This is a genomic window from Clostridium sp. CTA-1, assembly GCF_054768215.1.
Map to the genome: position 1 here is coordinate 143,010 of NZ_BAAAAP010000004.1, position 15,935 is coordinate 158,944.

The following is a 15,935-nucleotide window of genomic DNA, read 5'->3' on the forward strand; positions in this document are numbered from 1 at the left end:
GCAGAAAAAATGAAGTTATTTATAAAAGACAATAAAGGATATATAGTTATATATTTTATAAGTATTTTTATTACGTTGGGATATTTAGCTCTTTTGGGATTTGTACAAATTGGTGAGTATATATATATATTATTATTCAATACATTTATTTTAGGATGTTTTTTATTTTTTAGATATTATAAGAATAAGGAAGTATATCGATTTTTAGACAGGGGTCTAAAGAATTTAGATGAATCTTTTTTAGATTTAGGAAATTCAGTCTTAGGAGAAGGTATCTCTAATATTTTAAAGAAAGAGCATAATTTATATGAAACTGAAATTATAAAATATAATAAGGTTCATAATGATCATCTAACATTTATAAATCAATGGGTTCATCAGATGAAAACACCTCTATCAGTAATTCAACTACAAATGCAAGAATACGAGGGAGAAGAACCTGTTGAAAGTATGAAAGTAGAGATAAGTAAATTAAATAGAGGATTAAATATGGCTATGTATTTTGCTAGGCTTGATTCTTTTAAGCAAGATTTTATAGTAGAAAAGTTTTCTCTATATAATTTAGTTAGGAGTAAAGTTAACGAAGAAAAGCAGATATTTATTAAAAACAAGATATTACCAAAAGTTCAAATAGATGATTCTATAGAAGTACACAGTGATTTTAAGTGGATGAAATTTGTATTGGAACAGCTTATTGTTAATGGAGTAAAGTATTCCAAAGACAAGGGGAAAGAATTGATTATAAGAGCTTATGATGATGAAAATTCTGTTAAGTTAAGTATAATTGATAAAGGTGTAGGAATACCAAGAAAAGATATTAAAAGAGTTTTTCAGCCATTTTTTACAGGGGAAAATGGACGTAATTTTGGAGAGTCTACTGGAATGGGACTACATATAGTTAAAAGAATTTGTGATAATCTAGATCATGACATATTTATAGAATCTAAAGTTTCAGAGGGAACAACTGTTTCCATAGTATTTAAAAAGTAGGGTATCATATTAAATATAGAAATAGGATAGATAGTTTAAGGCTATACTATTCTATTTTTTTATTAATTAATAAGTGTGACATACATGTCATACTTATGTAAGGTTTTGAGATAGTATTTTTATATGGCATCTTTTAAACTAGATACATAAGTATTAGTTTAAAGGAGATGTAGTTATGGGTATTGATATAATATTTATATTAAAAGCTATTATAATAGCAGTTGTAGAGGGGCTTACAGAGTTTATTCCTGTATCTTCTACAGGTCATATGATATTAGTAGGAAGTGCAATTAATTTCAATGGGGAGTTTGCTAAAATGTTTGAGGTTATAATTCAGCTTGGGGCAATACTTGCAGTAGTAGTTCTTTATTGGGAAAAGATTAAAGAAAGTGTAGTAGAATTTTTTAAGTTTATATTCACTAAAGGTAAGGAAGGTAAGACTGGATTTAAATTTGGAATTAATGTTATAGTAGGTTCTATTCCCATTGGGATTACAGGCCTATTATTCTATCATAAAATAAAAGCATTATTTAGACCAGAGGCAGTAATTATAGGATTTATAGTAGGAGGCATTTTACTTTTAATAATAGAAAATATGTTTAGAAAAAAAGAACATGCTGTACAGCATATAGATAGCATAACTTTTGTTCAAGCTTTAAAGGTAGGTTTATTACAAATTTTATCTTTATGGCCTGGAATGTCAAGAAGTGCATCTACTATAATGGGCGGCTGGATTGCAGGAATATCAACACCAATAGCAGCAGAATTTTCATTCTTTTTAGCTATTCCAGCAATGATAGGAACATCTATAAAGGACTTATTTGAATTTGATTATTCTATAATGACACCAACTTTATGGAGTGCATTAATATTAGGTTTTATTGTAGCATTTATAGTGTCAATAATAGTTATGAATAAGTTTGTAAGTTACTTAAAGAAGAAACCTATGAAAATATTTGCAATATATAGAATTTTAGCAGGTCTTTTACTTGCTGTATTAGTATTTACTAAAATTATAATATTAACTGCATAGGATGGTGAATAAAATGGAAATTTTAAGAGTTAGTAATTTAAAAAAAGTATATGGTAAAAAAATTATATTTACCTCTTTAAATAATATAAGCTTTAATATAGATGAGGGTGAATTTGTAGGAATTATGGGCCCTTCAGGAAGTGGTAAAACAACGCTTTTAAATATGATTTCTACAGTTGATAAACCAACTTCAGGACAAATAGCAATAAAGGATAAGAACCCTTTAACACTTAAAGGGGAGGATTTAGCTTTGTTCAGAAGAAGAGAATTAGGATTTGTATTTCAAGATTTTAACTTGTTGGATACATTAACTATCGGAGAAAATATAGTGTTACCATTGACTTTAGATGGTATAGCAATTAAAGAACAGGATGAAAAGTTAACTAGAGTATCAAAAATTCTTGGAATAGAGAATTTATTAGCAAAGAGAACATTTGAAGTATCAGGAGGCCAAGCACAAAGAACAGCTATTGCAAGAGCATTAATACATGATCCCTCTCTACTTTTAGCTGATGAGCCTACTGGTAACCTAGATTCAAAAGCATCAAAAACTGTGATGGAACTATTTGAAAAAATAAATAAAGAGGAGAAAGTAACTACTATGATGGTTACCCATGATCCACTAGCTGCTAGTTATTGCAATAGAATACTTTTTATAAAAGATGGAGCTATTTACAATGAAATTTATAAGGGGGATAGTAGGCAGCAATTTTATCAAGAAATAATAGATGTTCTTGCTCTATTAGGAGGTGGTAACTAATGAATTTTAGAGAGTTTTCCACCAGAAATGTAGTAAGAAATATTAGAGCATATTTTGCATATTTATTAAGTAGTACTATATCAGCAGCTTTATTATTTTCATTTACTATGCTTGTATTACATCCTAATTTAGATGTAACTATATTCCCAATGTATTTACAGAAGGCATTTAACATAACAACAATAATTGCATATCTATTTTTATGCTTCTTTATATTTTATTCTGTAAGTGTGTTTATAAAAAGTAGGTTTAAAGAGCTGGGTATACTATATATTCTAGGAGCTTCGGATAAACAAATTAAAAAGATGATAGCAATTGAAAATGTATTAATTAGTTCATTGTCTGGAATATCTGGAGTTACATTAGGATTGGTTTTTTCAAAAATATTTTTAGTACTTAGTGGAAAACTTTTAGGTTATAATGCTTTGCTGTTCTATTTTCCAGTTAAAGCAATGGCAATAACTTTCTTAGCCTTTGCTTTAATGGGAATTTTAATTTCTATTTTTACTACATTTATAATAAAGGAAGATGAAGTTTTAAATTTACTAAAGGGAACTCAAAAACCCAACAGTGAACCAAAGACTTCAAATATTATTGCAATATTGTGTGTAGTATTATTGCTTGGAGGATATTATTTTTCTATTACATCAACTATGAATAATATAGTTTATAGAATTATACCCGTAACAGTAGCAGTTATAATTGGAACATATTTGTTATTTTCACAGTTAAGCGTTTTTGTAATAAAGATTTTAAAAAAGAATAGAGAATTTTATATGAATAAAACAAGGGTATTATGGATTTCAACTCTTTTATATAGGATAAAGGATAATACAAGAATGTTCTTTTTAGTTACCATAACTTCTGCCATGGCATTTACATCTATTGGAGCTGTATCAGCTTTTTGGGTAAATAAGGAGGCCGAAGTTGACAGAAATTTTCCACAAGCATTTTTTTATGCATCTAATAAAAAAGATTATAAAAAATTAGATTTTATAGAAGGTTCTCTAAAAAAAGAAGGTTATAATTATACAAAAGTTCAAGGGCAAATTAAGTCTATAGTGTCTAAGAAAGATACTATACCTATAAATATAATTAATGAAAGTACCTATAATATGTTGAATGAATCACTTGGACAAGAAAGAATACATATTAAAAGTAATGAATCAATAGCAGGGTCACCATTAATGATTAATAAGAGAGACAATATTTTAGTAGATAATATGGATATAAAAGTTGTTACAAAGTTAAAAGAGAGGGTAATACCTGCATTATATGATGATGTATATATTGTAAAGGATGATGTATATAGGAAGATTAATGGCTCGATATCTTTATTTTCTGCATTAAATGTAAAGAATTATAAAGATACTTTGAATATTTGTAAAAGCTATAAGGAGAAATTTGGAGAAGATAATCATAAGGAAAATTATATTATTTTAATGAAAGCTGATATATTAGAATCCCACAAAATTGGATATGGGGTGGTTCTGTTCTTAGCTATATTCATAGGAATAATTTTCTTTGTAACTACAGGAAGTTTTTTATATAACAAATACTATATGGATGTTAAAGAGGATAGAGTAAAGTATGAACAGTTAAATAAAATTGGGTTAACCTTTAGAGAAATAAAAAAAGTATCAACTATTGAAATCGGAGTATTATTTTTATTTCCTTATATTGTTGCAGTAATACACTCATCATTTGCATTGTCAGCATTAAAAAATACCTTTGCAATGGATGTTAATATAGTAGCATTCTTTGTAATGGGAAGTTTCCTTATTATTCAAATAATATATTTCTTTATTATAAGAGGAAACTATCTATTAGATATAAAGAAAAGCTTAGCAAATAGAATATAATTCACGCATAAATAGTGGGTACCAAAGAGATTCTTTATAGCCAAGATGAAAATCTAAGAATCCAGTATGATATGAGAGCTTTTAAAGATTATGTAAAATTAAATGAAGAAAGACAAATTATTATGGATTCAATAAAGAAGGATGGTAAAGTTTATGGTTAATGATGTTTTATATAATAAAAAAAGCATAATAGAAAAGTGCTTAATAAGAGTGTTTAAAGGGTAATGTAGCAGCCAGCTACATTACCCCTTAGTAATTAGGCCTATACTTACTTAGTAAGACTACTTTATTAATCCAAAAGGATTAATTCTTTTGCATATGGTAAAGTTTCAATCCATTGGCAGAAAGTATGCCATTCTTGTAATTTATGATTTTTTCTAGAATGATATATATTAATCATAGTTTCATAATTAAAAGTACAGGTTCTTAACTGATTATAGCTTGAAGGCAATAATTGAATTATATCATACCAATATTGCTTATCTTTTGTTTCAAGATATTTGGTTCTTAAATCTTCTAGATATTTTATTAGAAGTATCATTTGTTCCTTGGTTTTTTCAGTCATTTGGTCACAACTAAAATGATCTAAAGTGAACTCTTGACTATGAATTTTGTGCATTGTGCTTGTTGAATTGGCAACTGTTCCTATCTTATAGGTGTCAAATTCCTTCCACCAATATAATGGAGCAGTTATATCAACGGAAATGAATATTTGGCGTAAAAATTTTCTATGGTCACTTCCTGCTTTGCAAAGTTTCTTAGCAAGGGTTAAATCATTTTCTCCAATAACAAATAAGCCTTTAGAATCATAATAACTATCACTTTTTCCCCAACTATTCATCGGATTTCTTGCCCCACGCAAGGCATTTTCGAAGTTCATGACACTCATATTTTTAACATTTAGCATAAAATTCATCCCCCCCAAGTATAAATTACATTCATATGTGTATGAAATTTTTTAGCTTGTTTTATTATAGAGTAAGGGGATTATTTTTGCAAACAATAGTTAGTTATATGTTATGAGCGGAACCATTTTTATAATCCCAATCCATTTTTGGAATTTATATTATTGATTATATATTGCCACAATACTAATTTGTTTTAAAATTTCAACTTTTATTTTACTATGGTATTTATAATAAAAAAGTAATAAAATAAATACTAGTTGTTAAAAACTTAATATTTAGAAAAGAGGTGTTACCTTGAGATTATTAAGACAGTTAGGAATAATTTTGTTAATTTGCCTGCTAGGTGAAGCCATACATGACTTCTTTAAGTTGCCTATACCAGGAAATGTTATAGGGATGATACTATTATTTCTATGCTTATCCTCAGGTATAATAAAATTAACTAAAATAAACTACATAAGTAAATTCTTACTTGATCATTTAGCTTTTTTCTTTGTACCAGCGGGAGTAGGAATTTTATCCTGTATGCCTATGCTAAAAGGTAAATGGTTAGCATTTTTAGGAGTATGCTTAATAACAAGTATTATTATAATAGTTGTTACAGGTTGGACTATTCAATTATATATAAAACTAACAAGTAAGGAGGCATAATAATGGTCCAAGATCTTTTAAATTCTCCTGTTTTCGGAATACTATTATCAATAATAGGTTTTGAAATAGGACTTTACATATACAGAAAAACAAAAATAGCCTTATTTAATCCTCTTTTAATATGTATAGCTTTAATAGTATGTATATTAATATCCTTTAATATTAAATTAGATAATTTTAATAAAGGCGGCAATCTTATATCTTTCTTTTTAGGACCTGCTACTGTAGCACTTGCCGTACCATTGTATAAAAAAATAAATGTAATAAAAAAATATGCTATACCTATATTACTTGGGGTAACTGTAGGTTGTATAACTGCTATGATAAGTATATTCTATATTTCTAAAGCATTTGGTCTGACCAGTGAATTATCTTATTCATTGATGCCAAAATCTATAACAACACCTATAGGTATAGAAGTGTCTAAAGTTTTAGGTGGTATACCTGCCATTACGGTATCTGCTATTATAATAACAGGTATAATGGGAGCTGTAATAGCTCCTATAGTGTGCAAGATATTTAAAATTAAAAACAATATAGCTATAGGTATTTCTATTGGAACATCATCCCATGCTATAGGTACCACAAAAGCTATAGAAATGGGAGAAACTGAAGGAGCTATGAGTAGCTTAGCTATAGGTATAGCGGGACTTATTACTTCTTTCTTAGCTCCTATAATAATAAAATTTCTACAATAATTATTGATTGTTTTTATTTCCTTTTATTTTAACTAATTTATTTTTATATAGAATCTTATTAAAATAATTAATTTTAATAAGAGGGTGTCTCAAAATAGATTTAATTTTGAGATACCCTCTTTTTAGTTAATGAGAATTAGTATAAAATTTTTTGTGAAAATATCAATTCGATTAAAAAATTAATATTATTAAAATTTAGAATTAACTTATAATACATGGGATATATAAAAAAAATTGACAAAAAGCTCAAAATATAATATATTTATTTTAAAAATATATTATATTAGGGGGAAAATATGAAAAAAGCAAAAAAAAGTCTAATTTTATCATTTGTTTTACTATTTATTCCAATAATGGCTATGGGATGCAGCTCTAAGCCAAAGGTAGGTGCTGATGAAACAGCAAAGATTTTATTTGATTTTTATATTAAAGGAGATCAAGAGTCTTTATCAAAAATTAAGATATCTAAAGAACAAACAGAAGAAATTTCAAGAATGCAAAAAGATCAAACTATATCAACAATAAAAACTAATCTTACAGCAGCAGGTTTGAAAGTTAACGATGAACAAATAAACAAAATATACGCAGCTCGTGTATCTGCTTTAAAGAAATTATCAGCAAAAACAGAAGTTGTTTCTCAAGATGATAAATCTGCACAAGTTAAAGTAAAAGCAACTCACATTAATGAAGTTGCTCTTGATGAAAAAGCAGCAACAGATGCTGTTGAACAAGTTAAAAAAATGAATATTACAGACAGACAAGAAGCTATTAATAAAGCCACAGGTATCTATATACAAAATCTTATAAAATCATATGAAAATGTAAAACCATCATCTGATATGAAAGAACAAACTTTTAAATTTACTATAAAAGAAAAGACTTGGATACCAGAAGATATGAAAAGTTTTGGTGCAGGCATTGTTAAATTAACTTCAGGAATAAAATAAACTCGTAAAGATAAAACTTATTTTATACATAATAATACAGTTTTAAACAAAAAATTGTTAATTAAAATTAAAAGATTAATTTAAAATTATATATTTATATTAAGGAGATGGAAAGAGATTTTCTATCTCCTTAATTTTGATTATAATAAATATTTTTTTATTTTTAATATAATCAAATTAATAATTACAACAAATTCAATAGATTAATGGATATAATATAGAAGTAATGAAATTAAGATTTATTAGACAATAAATAAAAAGTTTTAAAATTATGATAAGGATTTGTTTAATATGACATGCAGATGTCATGTATGATTTGATAATATAAATACAAATAGTTAATAAAAGATTTATTAAGGAGTGATAGTAAACTTGGAGTATGTTCCAGCAAAAACTTTAATATCAAATTATAGTAAGGACAATTGGTGGTTTGGGATAAATTATAATATGAACATTTATAAAGGTTGCTGTCATGGTTGTATATATTGCGATTCTAGAAGCGAATGTTATGGTATAGAAAACTTTGATAAAGTAAGAGCAAAGAAAAATGCAATACAGATTATTAAAAATGAATTAAGAAGAAAAAGAAAAAAAGGAGTTATAGGAACAGGAGCTATGAGTGATCCTTACAATCCTTTTGAAAAAGAACTGATGCTTACAAGAATGGCATTAGAAGAGATAAATACTTTTGATTTTGGAGTAGCTATAGCAACTAAAAGCAATCTTATAGTACGAGATATTGATATTTTGAAAAAAATTAAGAACCACTCGCCTACACTAATAAAGATTACCATAACTACATATGATGATGAATTGTGCAAAAAAATTGAACCTAATGTTTGTGTAACATCTAAAAGGTTTCAAGCTATAAGGGAGCTTTCTTACAATGGTATATTTACAGGTATATTGCTTATGCCTATTTTGCCCTTCATAAATGATGATGAAGAAAATATTATAAAAATAGTAAGAACTGCTCATGAATGTGGTGCAAAATTTATTTTTGCATATGGTATGGGATTAACTTTAAGGGGAAATCAAAGGGAATACTTTTATAGGAATTTAATAAAAAAGTTTCCAAAAGAAAATATGGTAGGAAAATACAAAGATACCTTTGGAAATAAATATGAATGTGCCTCACTTAATCAAAAAAAATTATGGAATATATTTAGAAATGAATGTGAAAGATTAGGTATTTTATATAAAATGGAAGATATAGTTTTGGCATATAAAAAGAACTATGGAAATAATCAGCTAAGTTGGTTTTAGTAATTTAAATAATTAAAAAATCCATTATATAATAATTTACTTTCAATCAAAACTATGTAATAATATAAAAATGTAAAAACTTAAAGGTTCTTATAAATAAGAATAAAATAATAAAGTATAGTGAGGCGTAAATATGAAAATAGGATTTGATCACGAAAAATATCTTGAAGAACAATCAAAGTACATATTAGAAAGAGTTAACAATTATGACAAACTATATTTAGAATTTGGAGGAAAACTTTTATTCGATTTGCATGCAAAAAGAGTTTTACCTGGATTTGATGAAAATGCAAAAATTAAACTACTACATAAATTAAGAGAAAAAGTAGAAATAATTATTTGTTTATATGCAGGCGATATTGAAAGAAACAAAATAAGAGGAGATTTTGGTATTACTTATGATGTTGATGTTTTAAGGCTTATTGATGATTTAAGAGGATATAACCTTGAAGTAAACAGCGTTGTAATAACAAGATATAGCGGTCAGCCTGCAACTAATATATTTATAAATAAATTAGAACGTAGAGGTATAAAGGTTTATAAGCATGAAGCTACTAAAGGATACCCTACAGATGTAGATACTATTGTAAGTGATGAAGGATATGGTAAAAATCCATATATTGAAACAACAAAGCCAATTGTAGTTGTTACAGCACCAGGCCCAGGAAGTGGTAAATTAGCTACTTGTCTTAGTCAACTTTATCATGAATATAAAAGAGGTAACGTGGCAGGGTATTCAAAATTTGAAACTTTTCCAGTATGGAATGTACCTTTAAAACACCCTTTAAATATAGCCTATGAATCAGCTACAGTAGATCTTAAAGATGTGAATATGATAGATTCCTTCCATTTTGATGCTTATAACAAAGTAGCTGTAAACTATAACCGTGATATTGAAAGTTTCCCTGTACTTAAAAGAATTATAGAAAAGATAACAGGAGAAGAATCTGCTTATAAATCTCCAACAGACATGGGGGTAAATAGAGTGGGATTTGGTATAGTTGATGATGAAGTTGTTAAAGAAGCATCTAAACAAGAAATAATAAGAAGAGCTTTTAAAACAGCCTGCGAATATAAAAAAGGATATGTAGATAAAGAAACTTTCCATAGAGCTAAACTTATTATGGAAGAGCTTAATTTAAAAGAAGAGGATAGGAAAGTTGTTATACCTGCAAGAGAATATGCATCTAAATTAAAAGAAAGAGCTAACAAAAGTGAAATTTGTGCAGTTGTAGCTTTAGAATTAGAGGATGGAATAATATTAACAGGTAGAAGTTCAGATATAATGGATGGAACAGCTGCTGTAATTTTAAATGCAGTTAAGCATTATGCAAATATATCTGATGAAATACATCTTATTTCACCAGTTATACTAGAACCAATTATAAATTTAAAAGCAAAAACTTTAGGAAGTAAAAGAACTGCTTTAAGTTGTGAAGAAGTGTTAATAGCCCTTAGTATATGTGCAGCTACAAATCCAACAGCTCAAGTAGCTATGAGTAAATTACCAATGTTGAATGGATGTCAAGCTCATTCAACTACAATTTTAAGCACCAATGAAGAACAAACCTTTAGAAAGCTTGGGATAGATGTAACCTGCGATCCAGAATATATTTCAGAAAGTCTTTATTATAATAACTAAAATTAATATAAATTACATGCCTAAAATTCATTATTTCAAAATTTGGAGTAATGGATTTTGGGCATGTTTTTTTATTGTCTATGAAAAAAATATGCTTTAAAAATTTAAATTAGATTTTAATTTTTTAATATTGACAATTGGGATATTTATATTATAAAAGGACAATTATGAAAAATATAGATATAAAAATTTAATGGATATAAAATATAATGGTAAATATTTGACTTAATAAGTAAATTTAACTTAATATTTATTTATATTAATATTAAGGTAAATTAATATAATAGAATTAATAAAAATATATATAAGAAGGGGAGGGAGTATCTATGTTAGAAACAATAATATTAGCCTTAATAATAACTAAATTAAAGGGATATGAAATAAAGTCATTATTTAAATCATGGCATATTTATCCTGTGGTAACTATTGAATTAATATATATAATTATACAAATAAACATATTCTTAGAAAATTATAGTTTAATAACACATGTTAAAATATTAGAGACTATATATATTTGTTCCTATTTATTTATTATTATAAAATATGAACAATATACCAGTGCTATTATAGGGTCTATATTTATTTTAATAGGTGGTATGCTAAATAAAATTGCCATAGCAGTAAATAATGGTAAGATGCCTGTGTTTCCTACACTATCTTATTTTACAGGATATGCAAAGCCTTATTCTTTTCTTAAAGTTAATGATATACATATTCTAGGTAATTCATCTACTAAATTTAAATTTTTAACAGATATAATTGACGTAGGCTATAGTGTTATGAGTATTGGAGATATATTTATAAGATTTTTTGTTTTTATTGTTATTTTTAATACTATAAAACATATAAATAATATAAAATCTATAAAAATTTAAAACAATTTCTAATTATTAGGATGATAAATATATTAGAATATATTATAATTTTAATTATTGAAAAATATATATAAATTGCTAAATATTAAAAGTAAGTTCATTTTATTTCGATAATGTTAGTGATATAATTATAAAAGATGTATAAATATTTACATAATTAATAAAGGAGAAATAAAATATGCTAAAATTATCCGTGGTAGAGTTTGTTGCAAGAGCTATTCCAGAAGCATTTTTACTTATTTTTGCAGTTTATACATTTTCCAATACTAGAATGAATAAAAAAAACTATTTATTGTCCAGTTTCTCAATGCTAATAATGATATTTATAATTAGATCTTTGCCAATCAGTTATGGTATTCACACAATACTTAGTATTATGGTGATTATTTTATTAAGTTATATTATAAATGGAATAGATATAATGAAGGCAGTAAAAAGTACTATTATTACAATAATTTTACAGCTTATTTGTGAAGGCACTAATATTTTTATAATACAATACATTTTAGAAGAAGATATGAACCATATATTTAATAATCCTAATTTGAAAACTATATATGGAATTCCATCTTTGATTATTTTTGCTTGTATTATAGCATTACGTTATATTAGATTATTAAAAAGGGAAAAGCTCCAATATGATTAATGCAGAGACAATATCTAATAATGTTGCTACAAAAATAGCATCAGAATTAAATTTGGATAATGATAAAAAAGAAGTTATAGCTTACGGGACTTTTGCTTTTTTTCAAACTATATTTTGTATATTTCTTATAATTATGCTTGGATATTTATTCAATGTTCAAATTGAAGCTTTGCTGATATCCTTTACAATAAGCATATTAAGGAAGTTTTCCGGTGGAGTACATGCTACTTCTCCAAATAATTGTGCTATTATAGGAACAATTATTTGTGTTGGGTTTGCTATAATAGTAGTATTTTTAACAAGTTCATTAGTTAATTTAAATATACTATTATTTTTAGGGGTAATTATTTTTGTGTGGTCTTACTATATTATTTATAAATTAGCTCCTGTAGACTCTAAGGCCAAACCTATAAAGAAATCTAAAAAAATAAAAAGGCTAAAAAAAAGTTCTATTATAACATTAAGTGTTTATTTAGTTATTATATTAATTAATTTTGTTTTATATTATAAAATGGGGAATAAAAAGTTTATTATATATTCTTTATGTGTATATAGTGGAATACTATGGCAAACATTTACTCTTACACAATATGGGCATTTAGTAGTGAAAAAATTAGACGATTTTTTAAATTATATAATAGATACTACAAAGGGGGACAAAAATCATGAAAAAATTAAGTAAAAGGGCATTAATGCTAGTTGCAACATTTACAACTCTTCTTGCATCTATAGTAGCATCATCAGCGTGTGTTTGGTGCGTATATCAACCTGAAGAGCCAAAATGTTTAAAAGAAGAATAAAAGAAAAAGATCAGTTTATAACTGATCTTTCTTATTAAATATATATAAATAAAAATATTTATTTTGTGAGAATATGAGGTAGCAGAAAATGAGTAAAATGCAAGATGATAAAATAAATAAGATAAATGATATAGTATCTATAGTAAAGTTGTCTATGTTATTATTTTCGGCAATAATATTTTTTAAAAGATTTTTTTATTACAATAGTTTATCAAGTACATATTCTTATTATAGTTTGATATCAGTAATATTTGTAGTACTTTTGTTATTGTTAATATATGGTATATGGGTATTCCCTAAAACCAATAGGATTAGTGACAAATACATTAAATATGTATATTTGATGGAAAATTTGATCTTTGTGTTTATATTTCTTATTCTGATACATGTATCTGGATCTTATGCTAGCGAATATAAATTTTTGTTTTTATTTATTATTATAATAACAACTATACAATTAGGGATGAAGCAGGGAATAATAATAGCTTGTTTAGCTTCATTGATTATCTTAATTATGGATGTTATCTGTGTACCTAATTTAATAATTAATGAATATTTTGAACAGGATTTGATATTAGCAGGAGTGTTTATACTTACAGCCTGGCCTTTAGGTTTTTATGTGAAGGTTGAAAGTGAACATATCAAAAAACTTGAAAGTTTAGTTAATAGGGATGGACTTACAGATGTATACAATCATAGATTTTTTCATGATGCTTTAAGCAAAGAAATAATAGAATGTGAAGAAAAAAATGAAGCTCTTTCTATGATATTTATTGATATAGATTATTTTAAACATTATAACGATTTATATGGTCACCAAAAAGGAGACAAGGTACTTAAAACCATAGGTGACATATTAAAAAATAATACAAGAGAAGGAGACATAGTAGCAAGATATGGGGGAGAAGAATTTGCAGTACTGCTACCTAATACTCCAGAGAAAGAAGCTATTAATATAGCGGAAAAAATAAGGAGAAAGATAGAATACACTTATTTTGAAGGTGAAGAAAATCAACCCAATGGTAATTTAACTGTATCAATGGGAATATCTGTATACCCTTATAAAGCTAAAAGTGATATGGAGCTTATTAAGAGTGCTGATGATGCTCTTTATAGAGCTAAATTTTTTAATAAAAATAGAGTTGAAGCGTATACTTCCATTTTAGATGAACTTAAAAATGATATTGATGAAAAACACATAGATTTGGTTACATCAATAAAAACATTAATAAGTGTTATCAACGCTAAGGATAGATATACATATGGGCATGTTGAAAGGGTAGTTCTTTATAGTAGATTATTAGCGGACAAGCTTAAATTATCTGAAGAGGATAAAAAAATTTTTATATATGGAGCTTATATGCATGATATAGGTAAAATAAATATTTCAAGGGAGATATTGAATAAAAAAATGCCTTTAGCAAAAGAAGAATGGGAAATATTAAAACAGCATCCTGTAAATGGGGTTGAAATAATAAAGCCTGTTAGTTCTCTTCAAAGTATCTCTGATTTAATATTACATCATCATGAAAGATATGATGGAAAAGGTTATCCAGGTAAGCTTAAAGGGGATAATATACCTTTTCTTGCTAGAGCATTGACGGTAGTAGATAGCTTTGATGCTATGACCTCTAATAGGCCATATAATAGAAGAAAGACTTATGAAGAGGCTATTGAAGAATTAAAAAGGTGTAGTGGGACCCAATTTGATCCATATATTGCAGAAAAATTTATAAAGGTTATTATAGAAAACAAGGATAGTTTTGATGATTTAAGTTTATTATAATAGAGGTATATGCCAATTATGAAGATAAAATGAGCAATATTCATTTTACCATGGCCATTCTTCACCAATCTGTACTAATGCAATAGAAACTATATTAAACGTTAAATACAGTATTTGAAATAAATAGATAATCCTGGTACAATCCAATTGTATGTAGATAAATCCTATTGTAAATGCAAAATTTGCACTTATAATAGGGTTTTTTATTATGCTAGGGAGGATTAATGTTAATGGAAGATAATAATGTAGAGCTGAGACAAGAAGTTTTTAAATCAGATGCTTCAATAATTGCTAATTGGTTAGAAGATACTGAAATAACACAATATTTAAACGAAAAACAGAATGTAAGTAAAAGTATTAAAGATATAATGTATAGAATAAATATGCCTATTCTTACTCATTTATTTAATCAAAATGGTAGTTTTTTTATGGTAACAACTAATGAAAAGGAACCTGTAGGATTTTTAAGACTTGTTCCTAAGAATAATATTGCAGAAATGGTTATAGTAATAGGAGATAAAGATAAATGGGGTAAAGGATTAGGAACTAATGCAATATTAGAAGGATTAAAACATGCATTTTTTCAGTGGAGAGTTGATGAAGTTGTTGCAAAAATTAATTTTAAAAATCAACGTTCAAGAATGGTATTTAAAAAAATTGGATTTACAGAAGATAAAGAGTTAGCAAAAGAAATGCAATATTCTATGTCTATAAAGAAATTTTTACAATTAGTAGCATAATACTATTGTTAAATTTTTGGTAAAAAAAACACAGAAGACATAAAATATATTGCTAAATTTACATATATGAATAAATAATCAAATAATAGTTATGAAAAGTCATATGCGATATAAGTGTATATGGCTTTTTATTTATAATAAATATGGAATATAAATCCTTAATAAATAATATAATTATTAAATAGGAATTATAGTTTAAATGGAACAAAATTTGACAAAAAATGATTTTTTGTATAATATAGAGTTAAAATTTGTTGTAAAAACTAAATTTTTATAAAAATATGACGAAAATAACAATAGAACAAATAAAAAACATATTTTTTCTTGT

General features: G+C 26.2%; 16 protein-coding genes. 15 read left to right on the plus strand and 1 reads right to left on the minus strand.

Annotated features, from left to right (window positions below):
• Positions 1–9: 9 nt before the first annotated feature.
• The 4 genes from ACYUEW_RS04605 (at position 10) to ACYUEW_RS04620 (ending at position 4,645) form a co-directional block, all read left to right on the plus strand.
• On the plus strand, positions 10–990 hold the full coding sequence (locus tag ACYUEW_RS04605; protein WP_159034349.1) for a sensor histidine kinase: 981 nt from the start codon (positions 10–12) through the stop codon (positions 988–990).
• A 175-nt stretch (positions 991–1,165) separates the two neighbouring features.
• Positions 1,166–2,023, plus strand: a complete 858-nt coding sequence (locus ACYUEW_RS04610) for an undecaprenyl-diphosphate phosphatase (RefSeq protein ID WP_159034350.1) — start codon at positions 1,166–1,168, stop codon at positions 2,021–2,023.
• A gap of 13 nt (positions 2,024–2,036) precedes the next feature.
• Entirely contained in the window at positions 2,037–2,783 is a 747-nt protein-coding gene (locus ACYUEW_RS04615; protein WP_159034351.1) for an ABC transporter ATP-binding protein, read from the plus strand.
• Positions 2,783–4,645, plus strand: a complete 1,863-nt coding sequence (locus ACYUEW_RS04620; protein WP_460276307.1) for an ABC transporter permease — start codon at positions 2,783–2,785, stop codon at positions 4,643–4,645. Before ACYUEW_RS04615 ends, ACYUEW_RS04620 begins: the two co-directional genes overlap by 1 nt.
• Before the next feature lie 289 nt (positions 4,646–4,934).
• Here the strand turns inward: ACYUEW_RS04620 and ACYUEW_RS04625 are convergent, their stop codons facing one another.
• Positions 4,935–5,552: a hypothetical protein gene (locus ACYUEW_RS04625; protein ID WP_043031074.1), complete on the minus strand. Its 618-nt coding sequence runs from the start codon at positions 5,550–5,552 to the stop codon at positions 4,935–4,937.
• Positions 5,553–5,847: 295 nt separating this feature from the next.
• Here ACYUEW_RS04625 and ACYUEW_RS04630 point away from each other — a divergent pair, with 295 nt between their 5' ends.
• The 11 genes from ACYUEW_RS04630 to ACYUEW_RS04680 all read left to right on the plus strand — a co-directional run bounded on the left by ACYUEW_RS04630 (position 5,848) and on the right by ACYUEW_RS04680 (position 15,607).
• The gene (locus tag ACYUEW_RS04630; protein ID WP_159034353.1) at positions 5,848–6,204 is read left to right on the plus strand and encodes a CidA/LrgA family protein; all 357 of its coding nucleotides are present in this window, start codon (positions 5,848–5,850) and stop codon (positions 6,202–6,204) included.
• A gap of 2 nt (positions 6,205–6,206) precedes the next feature.
• Positions 6,207–6,902, plus strand: a complete 696-nt coding sequence (locus tag ACYUEW_RS04635; RefSeq protein WP_096044838.1) for an LrgB family protein — start codon at positions 6,207–6,209, stop codon at positions 6,900–6,902.
• 296 nt (positions 6,903–7,198) lie between these two features.
• Positions 7,199–7,849 (plus strand): DUF5105 domain-containing protein, encoded by a 651-nt coding sequence (locus ACYUEW_RS04640; protein ID WP_460276308.1) that lies wholly within the window; start codon positions 7,199–7,201, stop codon positions 7,847–7,849.
• Between the two features lie 372 nt (positions 7,850–8,221).
• Positions 8,222–9,115, plus strand: a complete 894-nt coding sequence (locus ACYUEW_RS04645; protein ID WP_460276309.1) for an SPL family radical SAM protein — start codon at positions 8,222–8,224, stop codon at positions 9,113–9,115.
• Between the two features lie 133 nt (positions 9,116–9,248).
• Positions 9,249–10,757 carry a DUF1846 domain-containing protein gene (locus tag ACYUEW_RS04650; protein WP_003487538.1) on the plus strand — a complete coding sequence of 503 codons (1,509 nt, stop codon included), beginning with the start codon at positions 9,249–9,251 and terminating at the stop codon, positions 10,755–10,757.
• 326 nt (positions 10,758–11,083) lie between these two features.
• Positions 11,084–11,635 (plus strand): DUF5317 family protein, encoded by a 552-nt coding sequence (locus ACYUEW_RS04655; RefSeq protein WP_003487536.1) that lies wholly within the window; start codon positions 11,084–11,086, stop codon positions 11,633–11,635.
• Between the two features lie 178 nt (positions 11,636–11,813).
• A complete protein-coding gene (locus ACYUEW_RS04660; protein WP_460276310.1) occupies positions 11,814–12,281 on the plus strand; it encodes a hypothetical protein in 468 nt (155 codons plus the stop codon).
• Positions 12,274–12,963, plus strand: a complete 690-nt coding sequence (locus tag ACYUEW_RS04665; protein ID WP_207131004.1) for an accessory gene regulator ArgB-like protein — start codon at positions 12,274–12,276, stop codon at positions 12,961–12,963. Before ACYUEW_RS04660 ends, ACYUEW_RS04665 begins: the two co-directional genes overlap by 8 nt.
• The gene (locus ACYUEW_RS04670) at positions 12,947–13,081 is read left to right on the plus strand and encodes a cyclic lactone autoinducer peptide (RefSeq protein ID WP_043031082.1); all 135 of its coding nucleotides are present in this window, start codon (positions 12,947–12,949) and stop codon (positions 13,079–13,081) included. Before ACYUEW_RS04665 ends, ACYUEW_RS04670 begins: the two co-directional genes overlap by 17 nt.
• Positions 13,082–13,169: 88 nt before the next feature.
• On the plus strand, positions 13,170–14,867 hold the full coding sequence (locus ACYUEW_RS04675; protein ID WP_043031084.1) for a bifunctional diguanylate cyclase/phosphohydrolase: 1,698 nt from the start codon (positions 13,170–13,172) through the stop codon (positions 14,865–14,867).
• Between the two features lie 230 nt (positions 14,868–15,097).
• A complete protein-coding gene (locus ACYUEW_RS04680) occupies positions 15,098–15,607 on the plus strand; it encodes a GNAT family N-acetyltransferase (protein WP_043031086.1) in 510 nt (169 codons plus the stop codon).
• The last annotated feature ends 328 nt before the right edge of the window (positions 15,608–15,935 follow it).